This window comes from Nostoc sp. PA-18-2419, from assembly GCF_005869855.1.
In the GTDB taxonomy this organism is placed as follows: Bacteria; Cyanobacteriota; Cyanobacteriia; order Cyanobacteriales; family Nostocaceae; genus Nostoc.
Map to the genome: position 1 here is coordinate 14,212 of NZ_SZNH01000028.1, position 19,401 is coordinate 33,612.

Annotated in this window: 27 protein-coding genes; 14 read left to right on the top strand and 13 right to left on the bottom strand. The window is 41.4% G+C overall.

Features of this window, described 5'->3' with window-relative positions; genetic code table 11:
* Positions 1-121: 121 nt before the first annotated feature.
* The 9 genes from FCR06_RS23515 to FCR06_RS23550 form a co-directional block, all read right to left on the bottom strand.
* Positions 122-349 carry a hypothetical protein gene (locus tag FCR06_RS23515; RefSeq protein WP_138504041.1) on the bottom strand — a complete coding sequence of 76 codons (228 nt, stop codon included), beginning with the start codon at positions 347-349 and terminating at the stop codon, positions 122-124.
* A gap of 8 nt (positions 350-357) precedes the next feature.
* Positions 358-729 (bottom strand): hypothetical protein, encoded by a 372-nt coding sequence (locus tag FCR06_RS23520; RefSeq protein ID WP_138504043.1) that lies wholly within the window; start codon positions 727-729, stop codon positions 358-360.
* Positions 730-798: 69 nt separating this feature from the next.
* Entirely contained in the window at positions 799-984 is a 186-nt protein-coding gene (locus FCR06_RS23525; protein WP_138504045.1) for a hypothetical protein, read from the bottom strand.
* Positions 977-1,174 (bottom strand): hypothetical protein, encoded by a 198-nt coding sequence (locus tag FCR06_RS23530; RefSeq protein ID WP_138504047.1) that lies wholly within the window; start codon positions 1,172-1,174, stop codon positions 977-979. Before FCR06_RS23530 ends, FCR06_RS23525 begins: the two co-directional genes overlap by 8 nt.
* Complete coding sequence (locus FCR06_RS23535) at positions 1,171-2,319, bottom strand: hypothetical protein (protein ID WP_223280258.1); 1,149 nt, start codon at positions 2,317-2,319, stop codon at positions 1,171-1,173. Before FCR06_RS23535 ends, FCR06_RS23530 begins: the two co-directional genes overlap by 4 nt.
* A gap of 61 nt (positions 2,320-2,380) precedes the next feature.
* Positions 2,381-2,503, bottom strand: a complete 123-nt coding sequence (locus FCR06_RS34390) for a hypothetical protein (RefSeq protein ID WP_262984707.1) — start codon at positions 2,501-2,503, stop codon at positions 2,381-2,383.
* Positions 2,500-2,712: a hypothetical protein gene (locus tag FCR06_RS23540; RefSeq protein ID WP_138504049.1), complete on the bottom strand. Its 213-nt coding sequence runs from the start codon at positions 2,710-2,712 to the stop codon at positions 2,500-2,502. Before FCR06_RS23540 ends, FCR06_RS34390 begins: the two co-directional genes overlap by 4 nt.
* Positions 2,705-2,926 (bottom strand): hypothetical protein, encoded by a 222-nt coding sequence (locus tag FCR06_RS23545; protein ID WP_138504051.1) that lies wholly within the window; start codon positions 2,924-2,926, stop codon positions 2,705-2,707. Before FCR06_RS23545 ends, FCR06_RS23540 begins: the two co-directional genes overlap by 8 nt.
* Before the next feature lie 56 nt (positions 2,927-2,982).
* The gene (locus tag FCR06_RS23550; protein ID WP_138504053.1) at positions 2,983-3,342 is read right to left on the bottom strand and encodes a hypothetical protein; all 360 of its coding nucleotides are present in this window, start codon (positions 3,340-3,342) and stop codon (positions 2,983-2,985) included.
* A gap of 511 nt (positions 3,343-3,853) precedes the next feature.
* On the opposite strand from FCR06_RS23550, the gene FCR06_RS33795 reads away from it, so the two are divergent.
* The 3 genes from FCR06_RS33795 to FCR06_RS23565 all read left to right on the top strand — a co-directional run bounded on the left by FCR06_RS33795 (position 3,854) and on the right by FCR06_RS23565 (position 7,162).
* Positions 3,854-4,195: a hypothetical protein gene (locus tag FCR06_RS33795; protein WP_223280259.1), complete on the top strand. Its 342-nt coding sequence runs from the start codon at positions 3,854-3,856 to the stop codon at positions 4,193-4,195.
* Positions 4,196-4,307: 112 nt separating this feature from the next.
* On the top strand, positions 4,308-4,550 hold the full coding sequence (locus FCR06_RS23560) for a hypothetical protein (protein ID WP_138504057.1): 243 nt from the start codon (positions 4,308-4,310) through the stop codon (positions 4,548-4,550).
* Between the two features lie 176 nt (positions 4,551-4,726).
* Positions 4,727-7,162, top strand: a complete 2,436-nt coding sequence (locus FCR06_RS23565; RefSeq protein WP_138504058.1) for a DnaB-like helicase N-terminal domain-containing protein — start codon at positions 4,727-4,729, stop codon at positions 7,160-7,162.
* 2 nt (positions 7,163-7,164) lie between these two features.
* Here FCR06_RS23565 and FCR06_RS23570 read toward each other — a convergent pair whose 3' ends face one another.
* Together FCR06_RS23570 and FCR06_RS23575 are read right to left on the bottom strand one after the other, a co-directional pair.
* Positions 7,165-7,530: a hypothetical protein gene (locus FCR06_RS23570; protein ID WP_138504059.1), complete on the bottom strand. Its 366-nt coding sequence runs from the start codon at positions 7,528-7,530 to the stop codon at positions 7,165-7,167.
* A 160-nt stretch (positions 7,531-7,690) separates the two neighbouring features.
* Positions 7,691-8,272 carry a tyrosine-type recombinase/integrase gene (locus FCR06_RS23575; RefSeq protein ID WP_138504061.1) on the bottom strand — a complete coding sequence of 194 codons (582 nt, stop codon included), beginning with the start codon at positions 8,270-8,272 and terminating at the stop codon, positions 7,691-7,693.
* 216 nt (positions 8,273-8,488) lie between these two features.
* On the opposite strand from FCR06_RS23575, the gene FCR06_RS23580 reads away from it, so the two are divergent.
* The 9 genes from FCR06_RS23580 to FCR06_RS23620 all read left to right on the top strand — a co-directional run bounded on the left by FCR06_RS23580 (position 8,489) and on the right by FCR06_RS23620 (position 14,533).
* On the top strand, positions 8,489-8,839 hold the full coding sequence (locus FCR06_RS23580) for a hypothetical protein (RefSeq protein WP_138504063.1): 351 nt from the start codon (positions 8,489-8,491) through the stop codon (positions 8,837-8,839).
* Positions 8,839-9,381, top strand: coding sequence for a hypothetical protein (locus tag FCR06_RS23585; protein WP_138504065.1), 543 nt, complete (start codon positions 8,839-8,841; stop codon positions 9,379-9,381). Before FCR06_RS23580 ends, FCR06_RS23585 begins: the two co-directional genes overlap by 1 nt.
* 5 nt (positions 9,382-9,386) lie before the next feature.
* On the top strand, positions 9,387-10,379 hold the full coding sequence (locus tag FCR06_RS23590) for a hypothetical protein (protein WP_138504067.1): 993 nt from the start codon (positions 9,387-9,389) through the stop codon (positions 10,377-10,379).
* Between the two features lie 5 nt (positions 10,380-10,384).
* Complete coding sequence (locus FCR06_RS23595) at positions 10,385-12,271, top strand: hypothetical protein (RefSeq protein WP_138504069.1); 1,887 nt, start codon at positions 10,385-10,387, stop codon at positions 12,269-12,271.
* On the top strand, positions 12,228-12,443 hold the full coding sequence (locus FCR06_RS23600; protein WP_138504071.1) for a helix-turn-helix domain-containing protein: 216 nt from the start codon (positions 12,228-12,230) through the stop codon (positions 12,441-12,443). The genes FCR06_RS23595 and FCR06_RS23600 overlap by 44 nt, the downstream gene beginning before the upstream one ends.
* Before the next feature lie 111 nt (positions 12,444-12,554).
* Positions 12,555-13,037, top strand: coding sequence for a hypothetical protein (locus FCR06_RS23605; RefSeq protein ID WP_138504073.1), 483 nt, complete (start codon positions 12,555-12,557; stop codon positions 13,035-13,037).
* A 58-nt stretch (positions 13,038-13,095) separates the two neighbouring features.
* Positions 13,096-13,488: a hypothetical protein gene (locus FCR06_RS23610; protein ID WP_138504075.1), complete on the top strand. Its 393-nt coding sequence runs from the start codon at positions 13,096-13,098 to the stop codon at positions 13,486-13,488.
* 5 nt (positions 13,489-13,493) lie between these two features.
* Positions 13,494-13,946: a hypothetical protein gene (locus FCR06_RS23615; RefSeq protein ID WP_138504077.1), complete on the top strand. Its 453-nt coding sequence runs from the start codon at positions 13,494-13,496 to the stop codon at positions 13,944-13,946.
* A 113-nt stretch (positions 13,947-14,059) separates the two neighbouring features.
* The gene (locus FCR06_RS23620) at positions 14,060-14,533 is read left to right on the top strand and encodes a hypothetical protein (protein ID WP_138504079.1); all 474 of its coding nucleotides are present in this window, start codon (positions 14,060-14,062) and stop codon (positions 14,531-14,533) included.
* Here FCR06_RS23620 and FCR06_RS23625 read toward each other — a convergent pair.
* Both FCR06_RS23625 and FCR06_RS23630 read right to left on the bottom strand, forming a co-directional pair.
* Positions 14,508-16,154 carry a PAS domain S-box protein gene (locus tag FCR06_RS23625; protein WP_138504081.1) on the bottom strand — a complete coding sequence of 549 codons (1,647 nt, stop codon included), beginning with the start codon at positions 16,152-16,154 and terminating at the stop codon, positions 14,508-14,510. The genes FCR06_RS23620 and FCR06_RS23625 overlap by 26 nt on opposite strands.
* Positions 16,155-16,414: 260 nt before the next feature.
* Entirely contained in the window at positions 16,415-16,870 is a 456-nt protein-coding gene (locus FCR06_RS23630) for a hypothetical protein (RefSeq protein WP_138504166.1), read from the bottom strand.
* A 135-nt stretch (positions 16,871-17,005) separates the two neighbouring features.
* Here FCR06_RS23630 and FCR06_RS23635 point away from each other — a divergent pair, with 135 nt between their 5' ends.
* The gene (locus FCR06_RS23635) at positions 17,006-17,365 is read left to right on the top strand and encodes a VOC family protein (RefSeq protein ID WP_138504083.1); all 360 of its coding nucleotides are present in this window, start codon (positions 17,006-17,008) and stop codon (positions 17,363-17,365) included.
* Between the two features lie 478 nt (positions 17,366-17,843).
* Positions 17,844-19,160: a recombinase family protein gene (locus FCR06_RS23640; RefSeq protein ID WP_138504085.1), complete on the top strand. Its 1,317-nt coding sequence runs from the start codon at positions 17,844-17,846 to the stop codon at positions 19,158-19,160.
* Positions 19,161-19,401 lie beyond the last annotated feature (241 nt).

The following is a 19,401-nucleotide window of genomic DNA, read 5'->3' on the forward strand; positions in this document are numbered from 1 at the left end:
TGTTTCTATAAAAAAGCCCTAAGCTGCTGTGTGTATGCGCTGTACGTCTGGGTTGGACTCCAGACCGCGACGCGACGCAATAAATTACGATCGCGTTTCGCCGGTGAGTCAGTCCGGCTCGTCAGGCTTTTCTTACTGCTTCATACATGTCAATTACTTGCTGAATTTGTTTGGCGGATAGCTGCTCGTATTGCTCAGTAGCTTTTTCTGATAGATACTGGCTCCATGATTGAATTGGTATTCCAGTTTTTTGAGAGAGAGTTTGTATAGCTACTCCCGTTGCCAAAACGTTAATTACATATTCATCTTTGGGGATATGAACAAATTCGTCGTCTTTTTCAAAAACCATTACACCTCCTAAAAATTGCTAAGTTCTTGATTGTTGGTCTGAGTAGCTTCCCCGCTTTCAAAAGGGATATCATCTGGGTCAGGTTCTTGTGCTTGTTGTTGATTTAACTCCTCCTCCTTGTATTTGAGTTTTTGCTCTCTTTCTTCGTAGTAGGTGATTCGCTCTTTGAGATGACTAACTCTCATCTCCAAAGTTTGAATTTGAGTAACAATTCCCTTTTCTTGTGACTCCCTAATTTTTCGCTCTACTTTCTCCATCAGTAGAGAGACTGTTTCCTCATCGTCTTCTCCTTCAAACACTTCACAGGAGATTTCCAGGTGCTTGTTTTCATAACTTCCTAAGTTGAGAACTCGTTTGTAAGAAATAGTTTTGACTTGCATAGTTGTGTGATATTTTTTGACTTGGCAGATGAACGGCGGTCGCGGTTGCGTTACGCGATCGCCTTTGAATTAGMTATTGAGTTTTTCGATAATTACTCCTCCTCTGGGATTTGGAATTGCAATGGCATTGCAAGGGGAATTTGTCAGCATTTCTATTTGTTTAGGCCAGTGCGCTTCTACCTCAACCAAGCTCATTTCAAAACTTTGCTCTGCATTCTCGTTGTTGGCAGGTAGAGTAACTCGGAATTTACTCATCGGTTTTCTCTTCTAGTGATACAAAAAAATCAGCATTGCCAGATATTCGCCTAGTGGTTTTTGGCTCTAACTCGTTTGCACAAAGCTCTGCGGTTATCCTATTATTTGTTGTCTCAACCACTCTCCATGTAGTACCGTCTGGTTCTGTTTGAGGTCGCACAAAAGTGTACAGACTTTTATCTCCATTCATTCCTTTGTGCCTCCAAACTGTTTCCTTAACCGCTCCAGGAGTGCCACACCCTCAGAGTAGCGCTTGCCAGTGAAGCCCAGCACCTCAGTGACAATTGTGCTATCGCTTTTCCCCTCTCCAAATCGCACAATTAGCCGCCAAAGTACCCGGTCATTATCCGAACAATTTTCGGTAAAATCGGCTTGGTGAGCGGTTTTGAGGTCATTTTCCGCCGGCTTTTCGGGCTTGTTCACGTTGTCGGCGTATGGTTGGAATATGGTTGAACCACCGCGCAGCGCTGCGGCTTTCATCTCGCGGTATGGGGGGAGTTTCAACGGCTGATCGTCGAGCAAGCAGTGGGACTGGTCGAGTTTTAACCAGTTGATAAGTTGCTCGTTTTTCAAGCTTTTGGCATGAGCTAGAGCCTTCTTACCCAAGCGAATGCGGTAGAAAGCATCGGCTAAGTCGCTCTTACCCTCCAGTCCCCAAGCTGCAACGCGGTCATACTGGGACAATAGAACTGTGAATCGCTTGGCTTTACGACCTCTGCGGGCGTGTCGTTCGAGCCATTCACCCGAACTTGCAACTTTAGAAACCAGCTCGGGGTACTCTTCAGCAATCATTACCCTCTCAGTACCAGCTAATGCCCCATCACCGCGTTCAGTTCTAATTTTTAGCTGGTTAGACAAGTCCTCTAAGTCCTCAGCCATTCCCAATTCAATGGCTGTCCAGTTCTCCCCTTCACCAATTACCTCAAGCCCTTGCCAGTCGGTTGGTGTGCCTTCGCACTCGTAGACACGAACGCGACCGCCCACGGTGTAGGCGAGGTATTGAGCGAGGGTAGATTTTCCTGTGCCCATTTCGCCGATGATCATCACCTGTTTACCCTCAATGGCACTGATGATATCGGTGATTATTTCTAGCGGCTCCTCAACAACAACCGCCGAGGCTTCGATAACTTGAGTTATGGGAGTTCCAGCGTAGGGCAGGGCGTCGTAGACTTTAAGCAACCGCTTGACCCCGTTTTCAAAGCCGTCACATAGCCAAACGCCGAATTTGAAGGTAGCACGGGTGATATTCACACCGAACAGTGAAGCCGAAAACAGTACTCTTCCTACTCCCCAGGCACAGTAACGCAGTAGAGTTTTACCGTCTGGCAAGTGCATCTCAACCCAGGTGTGGGCGCTGGCTGTTTTGGGCGGGGTGGCAACTTTGATGTCAATTAAGTCATTTGCCATACTGCACCTCAATCTTGAAGTACAAAGGCTGACTAGATTGCTGTTTACAAAGTGCAATTATGCCGATGAGCAGCGATGTTAAGGTCAACAGCAGAATTAGTAGTTGGTTCATTCTTCCTCCCACCGCTCTACTGCGTCAACATAGGACTGTTGCCAGCCGCGTCTTTGTTGAGGTTTTGCTAAGGTTTCGGCTGCAACAACATTGTGAGGACAGTTGGGTTTTTTGTCGTCTAGTTCGCCTAGGACTTGGTGAAACTTCTCTGGTGAGGCTTCACTAGACAGATGAGGGATACAGCGAATTTTGGGGGGCTGATTAGTCATGATTCACCTCAATTTCTTCTACTTCCAAAGACGGGGGTGCTACTTCCCAAAGCAGATACACGATTGCTTTATGGGCATCAGCTAAATTCGGGTTTAGCGGACATGCTTCACTGGCAACGATTCTGTAATCTGGATGTTCGCCAATTTTGACAATTAGTGCTGAGGCTTGGGTGAGTAATTCCTTAAGAGGTGTTAACGGTTGGGGGTCAGTCATGGTAAATTTTGGTTGGTAAGGTACGGTGTTAAATCATCGGCAAAACGGGCTCCAGGTCATGACTGGGGCTTGTTTTGTGTTGGGTGATTGGATAGCGAGACACGAAAGCATCGACCGCCGCCAACCATCATCACCTCACGATCGGCAAGGCGGACGGCTTTGCTGCGGCTGACTTTCATCAGGGGAAATGAACCATCAGGGGAAAGGCTAAAAACTTCATAATTTTTTAAGGAGTTCCATTCGACGGCTGTTCTATCGCACAGTCCCAAATACTCAACTTGATTCATGTCTGCGGCTGAGGCAGCGCTAGGCAGGGATGGCAAGTATCGTTTTGCTCTTTCTTTTTTGGTTTTACCTTCGGCGTTTTCTTCGGTCTTCGCTATTTTGGTGCCATTGGTGGCTTCTAGTAGTTCCATAGTCCTTGAATACTAGGGTTATAGTCCCGCTTATGCGGTATTTAAGTCCTTGCATACTGGGGTTATAGTCCCGCTTATGCGGCATTTAAGTCCTTGCATACTGGGGTTATAGTCCTGCTTATGCGGTACTTAAGAAGGGGTTACTACTGCTTTTGCAGTACAGCTATTTTGGTAAAAGGCTTGTGATGATTCTGTTTTAGCGTTTTTAAGTTAGGTTTACCTCCGATAATTTTGGGTTTTGTTTTGTTAATTGACTCCCTAGCAGGTCTTTTCATTGCCTCAGTGGCTACAGGCTGCTATCTCTGCCTGGTTGGGAGTTGGTCATTAGTCATTGGGCATTGAATACTAGCTACCAATAAGCACTGGCAAGTCTTTATATTGCGCTAGGGCTACAGGCTGCCATCTCCGTAGATTTCTGCTTCAGGTGTAGAATATTCTATTAGGATATGATGGTAACATCCTAATAGAATATTTGCAATTAGAATCCTGCTATCCTAATAGGAAGTCGATTATGGTATCACCAAATGCCCAAAGCCAAGCATCTCCAAAGGGGAGAAGTAAAGAAAACAGTCAGCATGAGCTTGTCGGATACGAGTCTACAGAGGCTCGACCAGTTAGCAGACAACCTGGGAATAAGTCGCTCAGAAGCTGTCGAAATGATAGCCAGGGGAGAGATGTCTTTCGCGGGGCAGGGGGATCTTTTGCTGGGGGAACAATAAAGCAGTTCATTGGCGAAACGCTTGAGGAGCTAAAAGATTCTGAAGCTAGGTCTGATAAACTGCGTAAGCGATTAGTTCAACTAACAAATCTATTAGAAACTGTGGAGTCTTCTGATGACTCTCAAAAAGAATAAAGCCGTTTACCTGCTTGGGTAGACGGCTTTGTTTGTGGCGTATCGCCTCAGAACTTCAAGCATGAGGCGATCGCAGCTAACGTTTTGACCAAGAACTAATAACCAATGACCAATGACTACAAATAACTTCACTGCCAAAGTACAACGTGCTTCTGACTTTTGTGGCAAGCAACTAGCAGACTTTGTTAGCTACGTGAGAAGCGTTGACCCAGAACTCGACTTTTATCAAGCAACGATGGTGTCCGGAATAATTATTAACCAGCTACCATCTGCTTTCGCAAATAATCCCCAAATGCTCGCCGAACTCAAAACACAGTGTCAAGTCATTAAACAACGGAAAGACAATCGCCGCTAAGCTAAAAAAAATCACTCACTTAAACATCTAGTGAGTGATTAATTKGCAAAAAAACAAAAAATAATCAACATGAATACTATCAGAAAAGCAAAGAATTCTCTAGACATTCAGATAAATTCTAGTGCCTTCACTAGCCTTGATTTTAACACAAAAACAAGTGTTCGGGGGATACAAAAATGACACAAGGTATTTATAGATTCCCCCAAGAACAGCTAAGTTTTCAATCTGATTCTGGCAAAGTACTACCATGTGAAATAGAAGCTGAAGAAACAATTATTGGTGGTATATTAGACGACCCAAATGCAATTTACCGTATCAAAAACAGACTCAAGCCAGAACACTTTTATATCAGTGCCCATAAAGACATTTATCAAGCCTGTTTAAGGCTTTGTAATAAGGGCAAGCCAAACGACTTGTTGAGTGTTACTAGCTTGCTAAGAGACCACGGCATTCTTGCAAAAATAGGTGGTCAAAACAAGCTTGCCTCTGTAATGAAATGGAACGTCAGCACCGTCAACATTGACCACATGGCTGATTTGGTGATTCAATCATCTGTTCTCAGACAGGTGATTAAACTGGGTGGCGAGATTACTTCTTTAGGATATGAAACCCAGCGTGAATTACCTGATTTGTTAGCGGAAATCACGGAGAGAACTCGGTCAATTGTTGAGACACCAATTGCCCCAACAAGAGATGAACATGAGCAATGGTTGCACGATAGATTACTTGATGAACTGACAACTATTTATACCACTTGTTCTCAACCATCTCTAAGACTTTTAAAGCTCAAACGACTAGCAGATGACCATCGTCTTTCGATGGGATTCTTAGAACACTTCTACTTGAAAACTCTCATTGCCCAATGTACTAAATTACTCACTTATGAAGAGTTAAAAGAGTTAGCAGGCTCTACAGTTAGAGAGTGGTTACTAAATGGTCTAATTCCCCAAAGCACGACAATTTTATTAGCTTCAGATGGTGGAGTTGGTAAAACCAAATTTGCCTATGCCATTGGGAAAATTTTGATTCAAGGCACTCAATTTGGCCCATTTGTAACTACAGGTAAAAGGAAGATTCTTTACTACCAAGGAGACGAAAGCCCAGGTGATATGCTGCAAGCCTTGGATTCTCTCGGTTATTCAGAGCAAGATATCGGCGAATCAGTTCGCGTGCGCTTTGGCTGGAGTGCCGAGAATATGCCAACACTCATTCAAGACTTAAAGGAATTTCAGCCAGAGCTTGTTTTTATTGACTCGCTATCGACTGCCAACCGCTTCTCAATTTACCGCGAATCAGAAATGGAGTATGCCCGCCCCATTTTGGAGATGACCGGGCTGGCTACCCAGTACAAAACCACCTTTGTGATCATTCACCACACAAATAAAGAAGGTGGCGTGCGTGGCACGACCGCAATTAGAAATGCAGTTTCAGAAGTTTGGACGCTGACCAAGGACAACAAAGAAACTGCCACCCCTTACGACCGCATTTTAGAAATCGATAAATCGCGATCGCGCTCCTCTAGCAAAAAATATCGCATGTACTTTAACCCCGATGACCTTAGCTTCACTTTCCTGGGTGAAGAAGGGGACGAACTTGGCGGCCCTGGTCAATCTGCTAAGGAATCAACTTTACAACTTTTGGCTGACAACAGAAACATCAAATTTACCAGTGAAGAGATAGCTCACAGACTAGGACTTTCTAAAGCCTATGCCCGGCGTTACTTGGGTGAGCTATCAGCTGATGGGATGGTAAGCGTCAAGCGTCAACCGGGGAAAGCTAACGCTTATTTTTTAGCTTTTAAGGAAGGATCACCAAAGGATCACCCCTCGGATCACCTGACTTCACATTCTCAGAGCGTTGATAGGAATGAGTTACAGCCCAATCCTGAGTTTGGTATAAAAAATACAGGATCACCCCAGGATCATCCCTCGGATCACCTGCTAAACGCAGACACAGTAAGCAATACAGACGCATGTGATCCTCAAACTGATGAAAATAGCGATCAAACACTGGACTCAGAAATTTTGATAGCACCAAGTCACATCGAGGATCACCTTCGCTCGAATGCTTTACCAGATAACAGTTCTGTCGGTGATCCAGGGGGTGATCCTACCCCGATCCTGTGCGAAAATATACACTCTCTTCAAATAGAGACTAAGCCATTGCCAGGCAACGATTCTGACAGTTTTCGCCAGGGTGATCCGGGGGGTGATCCTGGGGTGATCCTCACTAGTGACCACCACCCCACTCCCTCAATGACAAAACCAGAGTTACCCCTGCTGCCCCTACTTGAAGAAAAAGGCGTTTACTGGAGCCTATCTTTCAAGCGAGAGGTAAAAATATTCCAAATTTTTGATGAATTCTCTGAGGCCAGCTGTCAAGTGCAAGGGCGGGGCAGATTTAGCTTAACCTTCACTGACTTGCAATGCTTATCGCAATCCCCCAGGAGTGACTTGAGTGTGGGTGACAAGGTAGTTATTCTGGTTGGCAAGCATAAGGAAACCTTTGCGACCATTACCACGATTAGAGCCGATGGCATCTGGCTAAAGTGTGACGATCGCAAAAAACTACTTGCCAGAGCTTACTTCCCCCATCAGCTGGTAAAGGTGTGACATTATAACTTGCTAGAGTACTTGTTGCAAGTCTCGTCAGCGATACCCAAAGCCGCAGGATTCTCTTGTAGCAGCTTTTGAAATTTCCGTAGCTCATCCCAGGAGCGGGTGCTGGTGTCGAGTTGCTTCGAGTTCTGGTTTGGGTGGTAATTGAGGCGTTTGTACTCAACGTAGCGGTCGAGCAGCGCTAGAGTAAATTTGGCTATATTGCCGTGTGATACGGCAATCCCAGCGTCTAGTACTTTGGCATATTCCATAATTTCATCAGCCAAAGCAACTGGGACTCTAATGGTTTTAACTTCTCTATTGCGCCAGGTGCTACCCGCTCCCCAAGTAGTGCTAGTTCTTCCCCCTTTATTCATCATCATCAAAATCCTGTATTGCCGTGTGATAAGGCAATCCTAGCGTGAAGGCGTAAAAAAATGGCGTTCGCACTTGTCAAGAGATAGAAGTGCGAACGCGCGATAAAAAGGCTTAAGTAATTGTAAATTTCAGGTTATCCGCTATTTTGAGTTTCGGGTAGTGAGCTTATAGAGCGTTGATGGCCCCCTTAACGCGATCGCTGTCAATTTCCACATAACCCTCTAGTGACTTGAAGTCCTTGTGTCCAGTAATCTGCTTAATGGTGTAAAGGTCAGTCCCGTTGCGGTGCAGCTTGGTTATAAAAGTCCTTCTGGTGCTGTGGGTGCTGATGCCCTTAACCACTAACCCAGCCCGGTCAACAGCTTTACGTAAAATCGCGTCAGCCCAACGGGTGCTAATTGACTTAGAGCCATCGCGGGTAGGGAATAGCCATTGTGAATCACAATCGGATTTGTAAGACAGCAGCGACTCAGCCAGAATCGTGTGTACAGGGACTTGGCGAGTTTTACGCTGACCGTCTGGTGTGGCCTTACGGCTCCTGGCGCGAAAATTGATATACTCTCGCGGACTACCGTCAGGATTGTAAACATCTGCAAATTGCAACTTCACCAAAGCCCCCCATCTTTCCCCGGTGTACCAAGCCAGGTCTAAAAGTAATTTATATTTTTGGCTTTTTATCTGCTTGCGGATTTTAGAATATTCGATGTCAGATAAAATAGCTGCTTTACCATTGCGGTTATTTTTCATTTTGTTTTTCGCTTATCAACTGTTCCGGATTAACCAGTACCAATGGTTAAATCGGAACAGTTTTGATTTTGGCTATTAGTAAAAAGTGGTTCAATCCTATTCTGAGCAAGCTTCACACGTCCTCAGCAATTGTTCTTGTTTTACATAAAAGAAGAACATTTACGAATTTTTCACAGCCGCATACAACAGATTTATTCACTTTAATAATCTGCTGCTATGACACAAATCACAGACCTAACTTTTCAACAGCTAGAAACGGCATCGGGTTTAAGCAATTTATTTGTAGTAGATCCAACCTATGGATTAATGCTGAGATTATCTGCAATTACTCCCGCTCCTGTAAATGCAAAATCTGCTGCTGGGGTGGTGCAAGCACTCTATCAGCTTAGAGAATGTGCAGCCCGCGCTCAAGTAACAGTAAATACTAATCAGACAATCGGCGAACGCTTGGCTGCGTTCCCCCAGGCTTCCACAGGTACAGCAGTAAACGGGTATGTTCTTAGTAGCGGTCAAATTATTACTAAAACCCCACTAGCAACATCTGGGATTCTAGGAGCTAATAACTAATGGCGAATCCCGGAATTTTTCGCAATGTCAACATTTTACAAGAGCTAAATGCTTCAATGGGAACCGAGATTGTAGAGCTTTATCAACCTGGTTACCTCAATAGTTTAGATGTTGTCAGCAATGCCAAGTATTCGGGTTTCATTACCTCACTCAGACTAACAATAGACATTACAAGTATTGACGAATTAGAAGTAGTTGAGAATGACACTCTAGCAGATGATGCAACCATTGCTGAAAATGCTAAAACTACTTTCAACAACAATGCTAAAAAGTGTCTTTCCTTCTTTTTAAAAACATCAGCAACACCACTGATTAAAGTTGCAGATATATACCTATTTAATCAACGCCCATTTTATTATTTAAACCTGTTGCCTTACTTTACTAGTGCTAATACCTTTGATATTGCCCCCGATGCGATAATCGCTGCACAAATGAAAGAAGTAGGCTACGGACTGCTCAGTAACGACGATAGAATTTTAATCCTGGGAACCGTCATCGAAGAAAGCCCAATTTACGACCAATCAGTATTAACAGTTGAGTAATAATTATGCAAGTTTCAAAATTACAAACTATAGCTGACCTCAGCTTAAATGATATGCTACCTGCACTCGATATTGATGGAGGTGTTAGCGGTAAACCAGTACTAGGAAAAACAAGCATTCAATCAATTGTAGATTTATTCCCCAATACACCACAGGGAAGTAGTAACAGTAGTGGTTTTAGCATTCCAACGACAATAAAATCGGTAGCAGCTTCAGGGGATTACTTTATTGGCATCGATAGCAATGGAGAGCTATATAAAATTACTAAAAGTGATTTACTAGCAGGTTTGTCTAATAATAATACTTCTGGTAGTAATACCTCCGGTAGTAATACTTCATTAGTTGATAACTTAAAAGCAATAACAACTTGGAATCAACTTTTAATTTCTGATACCACAGGTACTTCAGGCAATGTAACCAACTGGACAGACCAATCAGGCAACGCCCTAGATGCAAGTAATTCTAGTAACTATCCAACTGTATTAACTAATAGTACTCCATCTGGCAAACAAGCTGTAAACTTTGATGGTTCACAATACCTAACTCATACCGCTATTAGTGGAACAGCTAAAACGATATTCATAGCTGCAAAGCATACCAATATATCTTTAACTGATGGATACTTACTTGGAAATTCATCGGGAAATGTAAAGATTTTTGGCTATGATGATGGTGCTAATTCTCCACGCCTGTATTCAAGCAATAGTGATTATTTTGCTAGTAGTAATTACAATAATGTCTCTAATCAATGGAAAATTTTTGAGTTGACCATTAGTAATACTAAAGTATGTACTCTTTATATAAATGGTACTCAAGACACTAAACAAATAACTTTAAATGATGATTTTGAAAGTACAAGAATAAGTGGTTATTCAGGTGGCAGAAATTTTGTCGGACAGATAGCAGTAATTGCTCAAAAGAATGCCTTACTTGATGCATCGACACGGCAATCTATCAGACAAAAAATCGCTGACTGGGTAGGAATAACCTTACCTTAATTCTCATGGCAGATGTAACTTACGCCGAGCCAACTACTAGAACTCCTGTTAACTTTGATGTATTGCCAGCAATACATCAAGCGCCTCCTGTTACTGCACCCCAAAGGCAACCATTTAACGCCGTACAAGATGCACCAGGAGCGCTAGCACGCCCGATTGATTATCACGCCCAGCCGCATACAGTATCAAGCGTACAACAACAAATTAAACAAGACGGACTGACATGGAAAACGATTGATGTAACTCCAGAAAATACAGCAACTCCGTCCCCAAGAACGTCTAACACTACTCAATCGGTTTTAGCTGGAACTAACGTAGTAAGTGGCAATAGTTATGCTCAAGAACAAGCATTTGAAGCACTAGGCTATCAAGCTGGTTGGGCTTTATCTGGATTTTGGGATGGGGCAATAGCAGGCAAGAATTACCCCAATGAATCTTTACGATTGAAAAGGGATGCATTAGAAGATTTATCTTATAGTCTTGGTCAAAAAGTAGGTAGAGAATTAAGGGATACAGCGAATGACGTTACCAATGCAGGTAAGAAAACTTTAGATGATTTGTGGAATAATAAACCCCATTTTGAAATCCCAACTATTAAAATTCCCAAGTTTACTAGACCCGAATTACCAGATTTTGAGATACCTAGAATTCCAGAGTTTGATATACCCAAACTTCCAAAAATCGAGTTTCCCGGATTACCAAAACCAACAATTCCAGAACCAATAAGTAAACCACAGCCCACGACTCAAGAGAAAGATATACCAATACCAAAAGAACCCAAACTCAAGCCAGTACCACCAACATTAATTAGGAGATTACGGGAATTAGAGCTATCGCCCTGTGGAAGTATTTCTTTTGGAATATCCTATGCCACTAAAGCATTAGGCGAATATTTTATACCTGATGCAGATAACACCGGAGGACATTTTGAAGAAATAACTGTAGCAAGTTCAATTGAGGAGATGTACAGCCTTTTTTCTGGATGGTATACCAGCATTTATCGAGATGAGCCTGATTTTAAATTACCAAGTCTACAAGATTGGCTTGAATCTGGAGGTGCAACAGGTAGCATTCAAGAAATAGATTTAGGTAATAATATTCTCTATAAAAAATCGCAAGGACTAGGCAACGGTGTCTATGCTGATGGTAACCCTCGCGGTAGTGGATATCCTAAATACTATGCCTCTCAAGCAACAATTATTATTACTGGATTGACGAGTAAAACAGCAATAAATTATTTACTCGACTCTCTTTCATTTGGTGGGAGAACACCAGAAGTTTATAAATTAAGTGTTTCAAATCCTAGTGCAGATGATTGCCCCCTAGAAAAGCCTGTACCACCACTACCACCACCACCAGCACCACCCCAAGATTGTGATTGCGCCATGACTTGTTGTCCTCAAATTGATTACAGAAAAATCAAAGCTTTAATTGATGATGCTGTTGAAAATATAGCAATTGCCGCACCTGACTCCTGGCTCATCCGACCAGAAAACCACAGGCCACAAATGATTATTCAATTTGGTGAAATACTTGGTAATAAGAAAGTTGGCTCGCCCAAATATCCGCTTACTATCCCGCATCCCAAGCCAAATAAACCTAGTAAATCTGCAATACCTGCTTACAAAAAAGGTAATTGGGAAGTAATTTTTGTTTTAAAAGATAATAGTAAAATAACTATTCATGCTTTGAATGAAATTGAAGCTATGAAAGTTTTAAATGCTGCTAAAGCTTTGGTTATTCCCGATTATGTAAATAATGGATATCTTTCTAAATCAGGAAAAGTAATCACTAAAACTCCACTTGATGAAGTTGTTGTAACTCCCAAAATGGCTAAGTATTTTCCTAATGGCAGAAAATCCCAAAAACCAGAATGGATCTTCAAATTTTGATTATCCTCAGCCTTGGTGGCACATCCCTGAAAATATCAAAGATGCCATCCCTTTAAAAGAAGCTGCAAAAAAACTACATCTGCATTGTGACACAGTAAGATTACAGGCAATTCAAGGTAGGATAAAAGGCTTTAAAATCGGTAGATATTGGTATATCATTTTGCCCAAATAATTAGTGCTTTTATCCCCTGTCGAGGGTTAAGGTACGATTTGAGATTTGATTGATTGTAAAGCTTTTGAAGGCTAGAACTGAGGTGTAATAAATTACTAGAGAATCAAGAAAATGGTAGCTTTAGCACCTGGAACTAATGGCACACTAAAATCTACTTCTTATGAGGCTGCTTTATTAGAAGCCGCTCAACTTTTGGAACTGGCTGAGGAAGGTTCTGTAACCCCTACAACGGTCAACTTTACAGATGTGTCTTTGAATAATGCAGCAAAAACCGCAGATATTACAATAAATTTACCCGTAACTTTGGCCCTTAGTACTACAGACGGAAGTATTGCTATTACTGGTGATTCATACGTAACGCCCACATTTGCTAATGGCGGCGGCGATATCAAATCTACTACGCTTCCAGCAGCCGTTTTAGAATTGGCACAGTATTTACAAGCTTTGGAAGTATCTACTAGCGGCGCTCCTAACAATGTGAATATCGTCTTCAATACCGAGCAAAAGTATGCAGCAATTACAGCTAGCTTGCCTGCGGTTAAATCGATTGGATCTGACGGGAAAATTAGGGTAACAGTAACCCCGTATCTCTAAGTTATAAGCTCTATTTTTTACTTTCTTACTTTCTTACTTTCTTTATAGGTGATCCACAGTGGCTCAAAAAACAGTTGATGTTCCAGATCCCGTTGGTTCTGACGGGCCTGGAGGTGCGGCCCAAGCACCCAATGCTAATCAATACCATGTCTTCCGTGTTAAATCTACTAAGCACGAATTTGTCGCACCGAAAAACAAGTACAGCGATTTACTCGATGTACTAGGACTAGAAGATGTTGACAGTAACGATGCTGCTAAAGAGCAAGGTGTCAGGCTTGCTCAAGGTTACGGGTACATCCACCTCAAGGTTAAGGTCAAAGGCGGTGGGAGCTTAATGGTTGTTTGCGACCCTGACCAAGTTGGTAATGCTCTAAAAAATGGTAAATCTAAAAAGATTTACGGTAAAGATATTGACCGGATTTATATTCCCAAAAAGCGCGTGCTTATTTAATTAGTATGAGTGGGATTAGTGACCATCTGAATTGGAATTTAACTAGAAAGCAGACATTGTTTGCCCGCAAATTTCCTAATGGTTCAATATATATTCCACCCGTATCTCTTGTGGCAAATAGCCACTTGATGATGTTTGGTTTTAAGAATATCAAAGCTAAACCCACTTGGAAACTAGCAGCAGACTTATATCAAAACCTGCTAGTTTTACCATCATCTACATCACAGTTTCAAGCTGCTGTACAAACTTCTCGATTTAGATGTAGCTTGAATACTTTATCCTTGATTAACTTTCCTAATTTTGGCTCTTTACCGTTTGCTGTAGAGATTCGTTTTCCTATCTGGCATACCCAGATGTATTTTGAGGCTTGGTGGTATAGCGGTGAAGAAACCGACCAATCACTCAAAGCTTTGACTGAAATCAAAGCTCAAAGTTCAAATTATCTGACAATTGAGTAAAAGATTGATGATATTTCTAATTAAAATAACTGAATATTTATTCTTAAATAATAATTAGCTGTGTTGCTGTCAAATAATTATTCAACTTAATTACTAATTTGAGCAACCTGAATATGAAAACTTTTTTGGGAGTTGAGCCAACGTCAAATCCTTCACCTTCTAAAGGTGTTGTTATCACTATGGAAGGTACTAGTTTAGCTATCAGCATAATTGTGGGAGCGCTGGCAATATTAGCTGTAGCCGCTAAAGCTATTACGAAATTTAATCAGATAGCTGAACAAATTCGAGACTTAAATCAATTAATTGAAAATCATCGAAAAGAAGAAGGACACGAAAAGCTTTTACTCCAAGTTCGTGTATTACAAAAAGATTGCGCTAGCTTGGATAAAAGGTTTGATATCCATGCACAAGACTACGTAAATTATAAAGATGCTAATCTTTTAGCTATACATGGGTGTGAAGAACAAATTGACCACAAGTGGCAAAGAGCTGAAGAAGAGTTCGCCAAAGACCGCGCTGAGATAAAAGACTTAAGATGGTTTCTCGTCAAAAAACTAGATTTTAGAATCCGTGACGACTATCCATAACCACTGGGGATTCTATAAAAATTGTTTCACCATTTTTGGCAATCAATCCGGCTTTTATTGGTTCGAGTTTTTCTCCAGAAAGCACGCTATAAAACTTTTGCCAACAGTATTGCTTAAACTCCGGATGTATAATGTCAAAGACATTTAAATTCATAACTTCAGCTTCGCTATATCCCAAAGTTTCTCGCCATGCACGATTGACATATAAAAAACGACCATAGGCATTAACAGCTTGAATCAAATCGTTAGCATTTTCAAATAAATCTCGATATCGTTGTTCGCTTTCTACAAGAGCTGCTTCTGCTTGTTTGCGTTTGATAAACTGGGCGATTTGGCTACCAATAGAACCCACCATTTCCAACAGTTCTGTATCTTTTGGTTGGATCTCTCGGCTAAAGAAAACCATTACACCCAAAATTTCATTATCGTCTAAGATAGGAAAGCCAAAAGCTGCATACAATCCAACCTCAGCAGCAGATTGCGATCGCCGAGTATCTCCTTGTCGGGTGATATCTTGAATCCACAGGGGCGATCGTCCGATCCAAATTTCACCAGGTAATCCGACACCAGGCGTATATGTAGTTTGCCAAGTAACTGCTTTAAATTCTCTAACAGAAACTACTCGACTTGACCAAATTTCTACACACCTTAATACTGTATTGACGCTATATCTTTTTATTGAATTACCGATATATTGATTTGCTGTCCAAAGTTCTCCTAAATCCCATCCCAAGTTTTGACAAATCGACTGTAAAATTTGGGGAATTACCTGCTTTATACTCTGGGATTCTGATAAAATCCGGGTGATACTATACTGGGTACTTGTACGTTGTTCTCGGCGCTGTCGAGCAGTCATATCTCGACCGATATAAATAATATCTTCTAGCCCTTGTGTATTTTTGGAAATCACCGAACAAGAAAAAGCAATCAAGCGTTTTTCTCTAGTTTTAGTTCTACAAATTACCTCTAAATTCTGAAAACTTTGCTGATCTGCAAAATGTTGGTAAATTGCTTTGATTACTACTTTATCGTCAATTATCAATGATATAGGTTGATTAATGAATTCTTCTTCAGTAAACCCAAATAATTGTTGAGCAGCATAATTTACTTTGATGATTTGACCTGATTTATTCGTTACTAAAAAAGCATCTGCCATTGAGGTGATTACTTGCTCCATGTAAAAGTTACATGATACTAAAGCATTAGATAGTAAATTTGCTTCATTAGCTTGCTGTGCCAGCTTTTGTTTTAAAACAATTCTGTCGGTAACGTCCTCAATCAATATAATTAATTTATTTTCAAATCTTTCATGCTGTTCGCCGATTATATATATATCTATATATATATTAGATTTCTGCTCCGAACATCGTTTAATTCCTTCTAATTCAAACAGTTCTTGTTTTCCGTACAAAATAGCTGTCAAAATATCCTCAAGTCCGATAAACTCAGGAAAGCTTAGCCGGATATCTTTACCTTGTATCATCTGCTCAGGACAATGTGCAAATCGTTGAACTTGCTTAGATATGTCTATAATGCAAAAATTGTTATCAAGTTCCAAGCGTTCAAATTTATGTGGAAAAGAAGGTTTGTTAAAAATCCGGTCTAATACTTGGTCTTTCATTATCGTATGGGAGCAGATTTTAGATTTATCTTTTAAATAAGATTAAAAAAGGAGGTTTCAGGAGGAGAATAAGAAAAAACTTCAAATTATTGTTATCTAACAGTATCAATCAGCCGATAACTCAGAAATCAGAAGTTAGGACTAATAATTAGTAATCTAGCACTACTGATGCATAATTCTTTAAATAGATTTAGAAAGAAAACTCAAATCAAAATTTTTTCAAGGTGGTGGAACACCTTGCATAATTGCAAGGTAGGATATCAGTTTGCTGATGGTAGAGTTCCAATATTGCCAATGGGTGGTTCAGTGTATTCACAAAAAATATTCAAGCCAATTTTGAGAATATACAAAACAATAACAGTAGCGATCGCTGGATCGATTGCCAAACCGTGTGCTGTCGCTACACCAACAAGAGAGATAATCAAGCCTGTTAGCAAGGGCGAACTCCCTGGATTCTTCGTATAATCTTTAAGTTGACCGCGAAAACCCTCATCGCCACAGAGTTCCTCACGTAATACTTTTACTGTTACTTGCCAAAGTGATTTACCTTGCTGCATAAGCGGTTTCCCATTTTTTTCTATCCATAAATCCTCAAAAGCAGTTTCAACTTTGCCATTGTGTTTTTCCAAATGATTCAAAGCCTCTTGTCCAGGGTCGTAATCTTGTAAAATCTCCCGTGCAGCATTCATTTCTGTAACACTTAATTGAGCATCTATCATTTCATTTATCCTTAGTTATTAGTCATTATTCTCCCCTGCCCCTCTGCCCCCTGCTCCCCTGCCCCTCCCTCCTACTCCCCCCAAGTCCCAAACTACGTCAAAATTTAAATAAACGCGATCGCACCTACCGAAATGCAGATTACCCAAAGTCTCCACACAGCAATTCTCGTAACTGACTTAGAACGTTCTGAACACTTTTATGGCGAAGTCTTAGGATTAGCCAAAATAGATCGTTCACTGAAATACGCTGGTGCATGGTATCAAATCGGCAACTATCAAATTCACCTCATAGTTGCGCCTAGAGTCCCCACCGAAAACCCAAACGAAAAATGGGGACGTAACCCTCACTTCGCTTTCTCTGTTGCTGACTTGGATGCCGCCAAACAAGAGTTGCTTAATCATAATTATCCCATTCAACCAAGCGCCTCAGGTCGCCCTGCTTTGTTTACTCAAGATCCAGATGGCAATATCGTCGAACTGAGTCAGCAGTGAGTCAGAGTGGAGTAGATGAGAGTAGGGAAGTAGCTATAATATAGCAAATTGGTATAAATAAGACTTGTGAATGAGTGTTTGATACTCATTAATCCACCTCAGAACTCCATTAATGAGTGTTTGATACTCGTTAATCCACTTCGGAACTCCATTAATGAGTGTTTGATACTCATTAATCCACCTCAGAACTCCATTAATGAGTGTTTGATACTCGTTAATCCACTTCGGAACTCCATTAATGAGTGTTTGATACTCATTAATCCACCTTGGAACTCCATTAATCAGTCTTTGATATTCGCTAACAAGTATAAAAACTCCATTCTTTTTTACCCCTCTCTCTGCCCCTTGTCTCCGATTACAAACGACAAAAGATATCATGTCCGGCAAATTACTTATTATATGTCATTGCTTCACTTCGTTCGCAATGACAAGTGTTTAATCGGACATGATATGACAAATGATAAATGACCAATGAAAAATGAAAATAATTGCCTACTCTTACACCGATCCTCTACTAGAATCTTCTCCCGATGAAAGCAGTTGGGGATGGGAAGTTGATGGAGTTTATCAGGATTTGGGCAAGGCAGAGTCCTCTGGACATGGTACACGATCGCAATTACAAAGATTACTCGCAGATTGCCAAACTGAAGGTATAGATTATTTGTTAATTCGTCGCTTGGAAGAATTAGGGGATACTGTAGAGCAAGTAAGCGATCGCCTTCATCAACTCGAAGCAATGGGAGTGGTAGTAATCGCTACTGAACAACCTTATACCTCAGAAAATTCTTCTCTACGAGCCGAGTTACTGAATTTACTTCATGCTATCCAACGCGAACAACGCAGTCGTCGCATCCGTCAAGGACATGCCCGTAATCGTTTAGACGCTGCACCCCCACCCGGTAAAGTTCCCTACGGCTACCGCAGAGGTAAGGGAAAGTATACCATTGACCGCAGCACTTCACCGGTGGTCAAGGATTTTTTTGACAATTTTTTACTTTATGGTTCCTTGCGGGGTTCAGTCCGCTACTTGGCGAAAAAATACAGTAAGAAAATCTCTGTCACTACTGGACGCCGCTGGTTGACTAATCCAGTTTATCGCGGCAATACAGCTTACCAAAATGGTGAAATTATCTCCAATACCCATATTCCGATAATTTCCAAGGAAGAAGCGGCTCAAGTTGACCGACTTTTACGCCGTAACAGCCGTTTACCATCCCGCACTGCGAGTGCGCCCCGTTCTTTAGCTGGATTGGTTGTTTGTGGCGAGTGTCAATCGCATCTAACAGTTACCCGTGTCACCCAACGCAACCAAGACAATGAGTATTTATATTTACGTTGTATTAGCTGTCCCCGACGTCCCAAATGTCCGGCTATTCCGTACCAAGAGGTTTTAGAACAAACAATTGAAACAGTTTGCCGCGACTTGCCCTTAGCTGTAGCCGGAATGAATTTTCCGCAGTTGGATGCAGTCAAGAATAGTTTAAGTGAAGCGATCGCTCGTCAGCAAGAAATACTTGCTCAGTTACCCGCATTAATTGAAACTGGAATTTTAGATACCGAAACAGGAAATATTAGGGCTTATAAACTCCGCACAGAAATCTCTACACTCGAAGCCAAATTGGCAATTCTCCCTCCAGTAAACTTGCGTTCTGTTGCTGTTGCTGTTTCGATTCCTCAATTCTGGTTAGATTTGTCCGAAACAGAGCGACGATTTTACTTTCGAGAATTCATTAAACAAATTGAAATTGTTCGCCAAGAGCAAAAATTGAACTTGCAAGTTATTTTTATTTTTTAAGATTTTCCCAGTCATAATTGATGAATTTACGAGTACTCTCAGACTGATATTTATAGGAAGAGGCAGGAGTTAGGGGGCAGGGGGCAGGGGGCAGGGAGCGGGGGGCAGGGAGCAGGGAGCAGAAGGTAAAACATTACTATTCCTTACATCCACGCTTTCAATATGTCCTAACCTTTAATTCGCTTACTGTAGATTTATAATTTTCTTATATCTGTAATATTCTCATCCTATTAGTAACAAA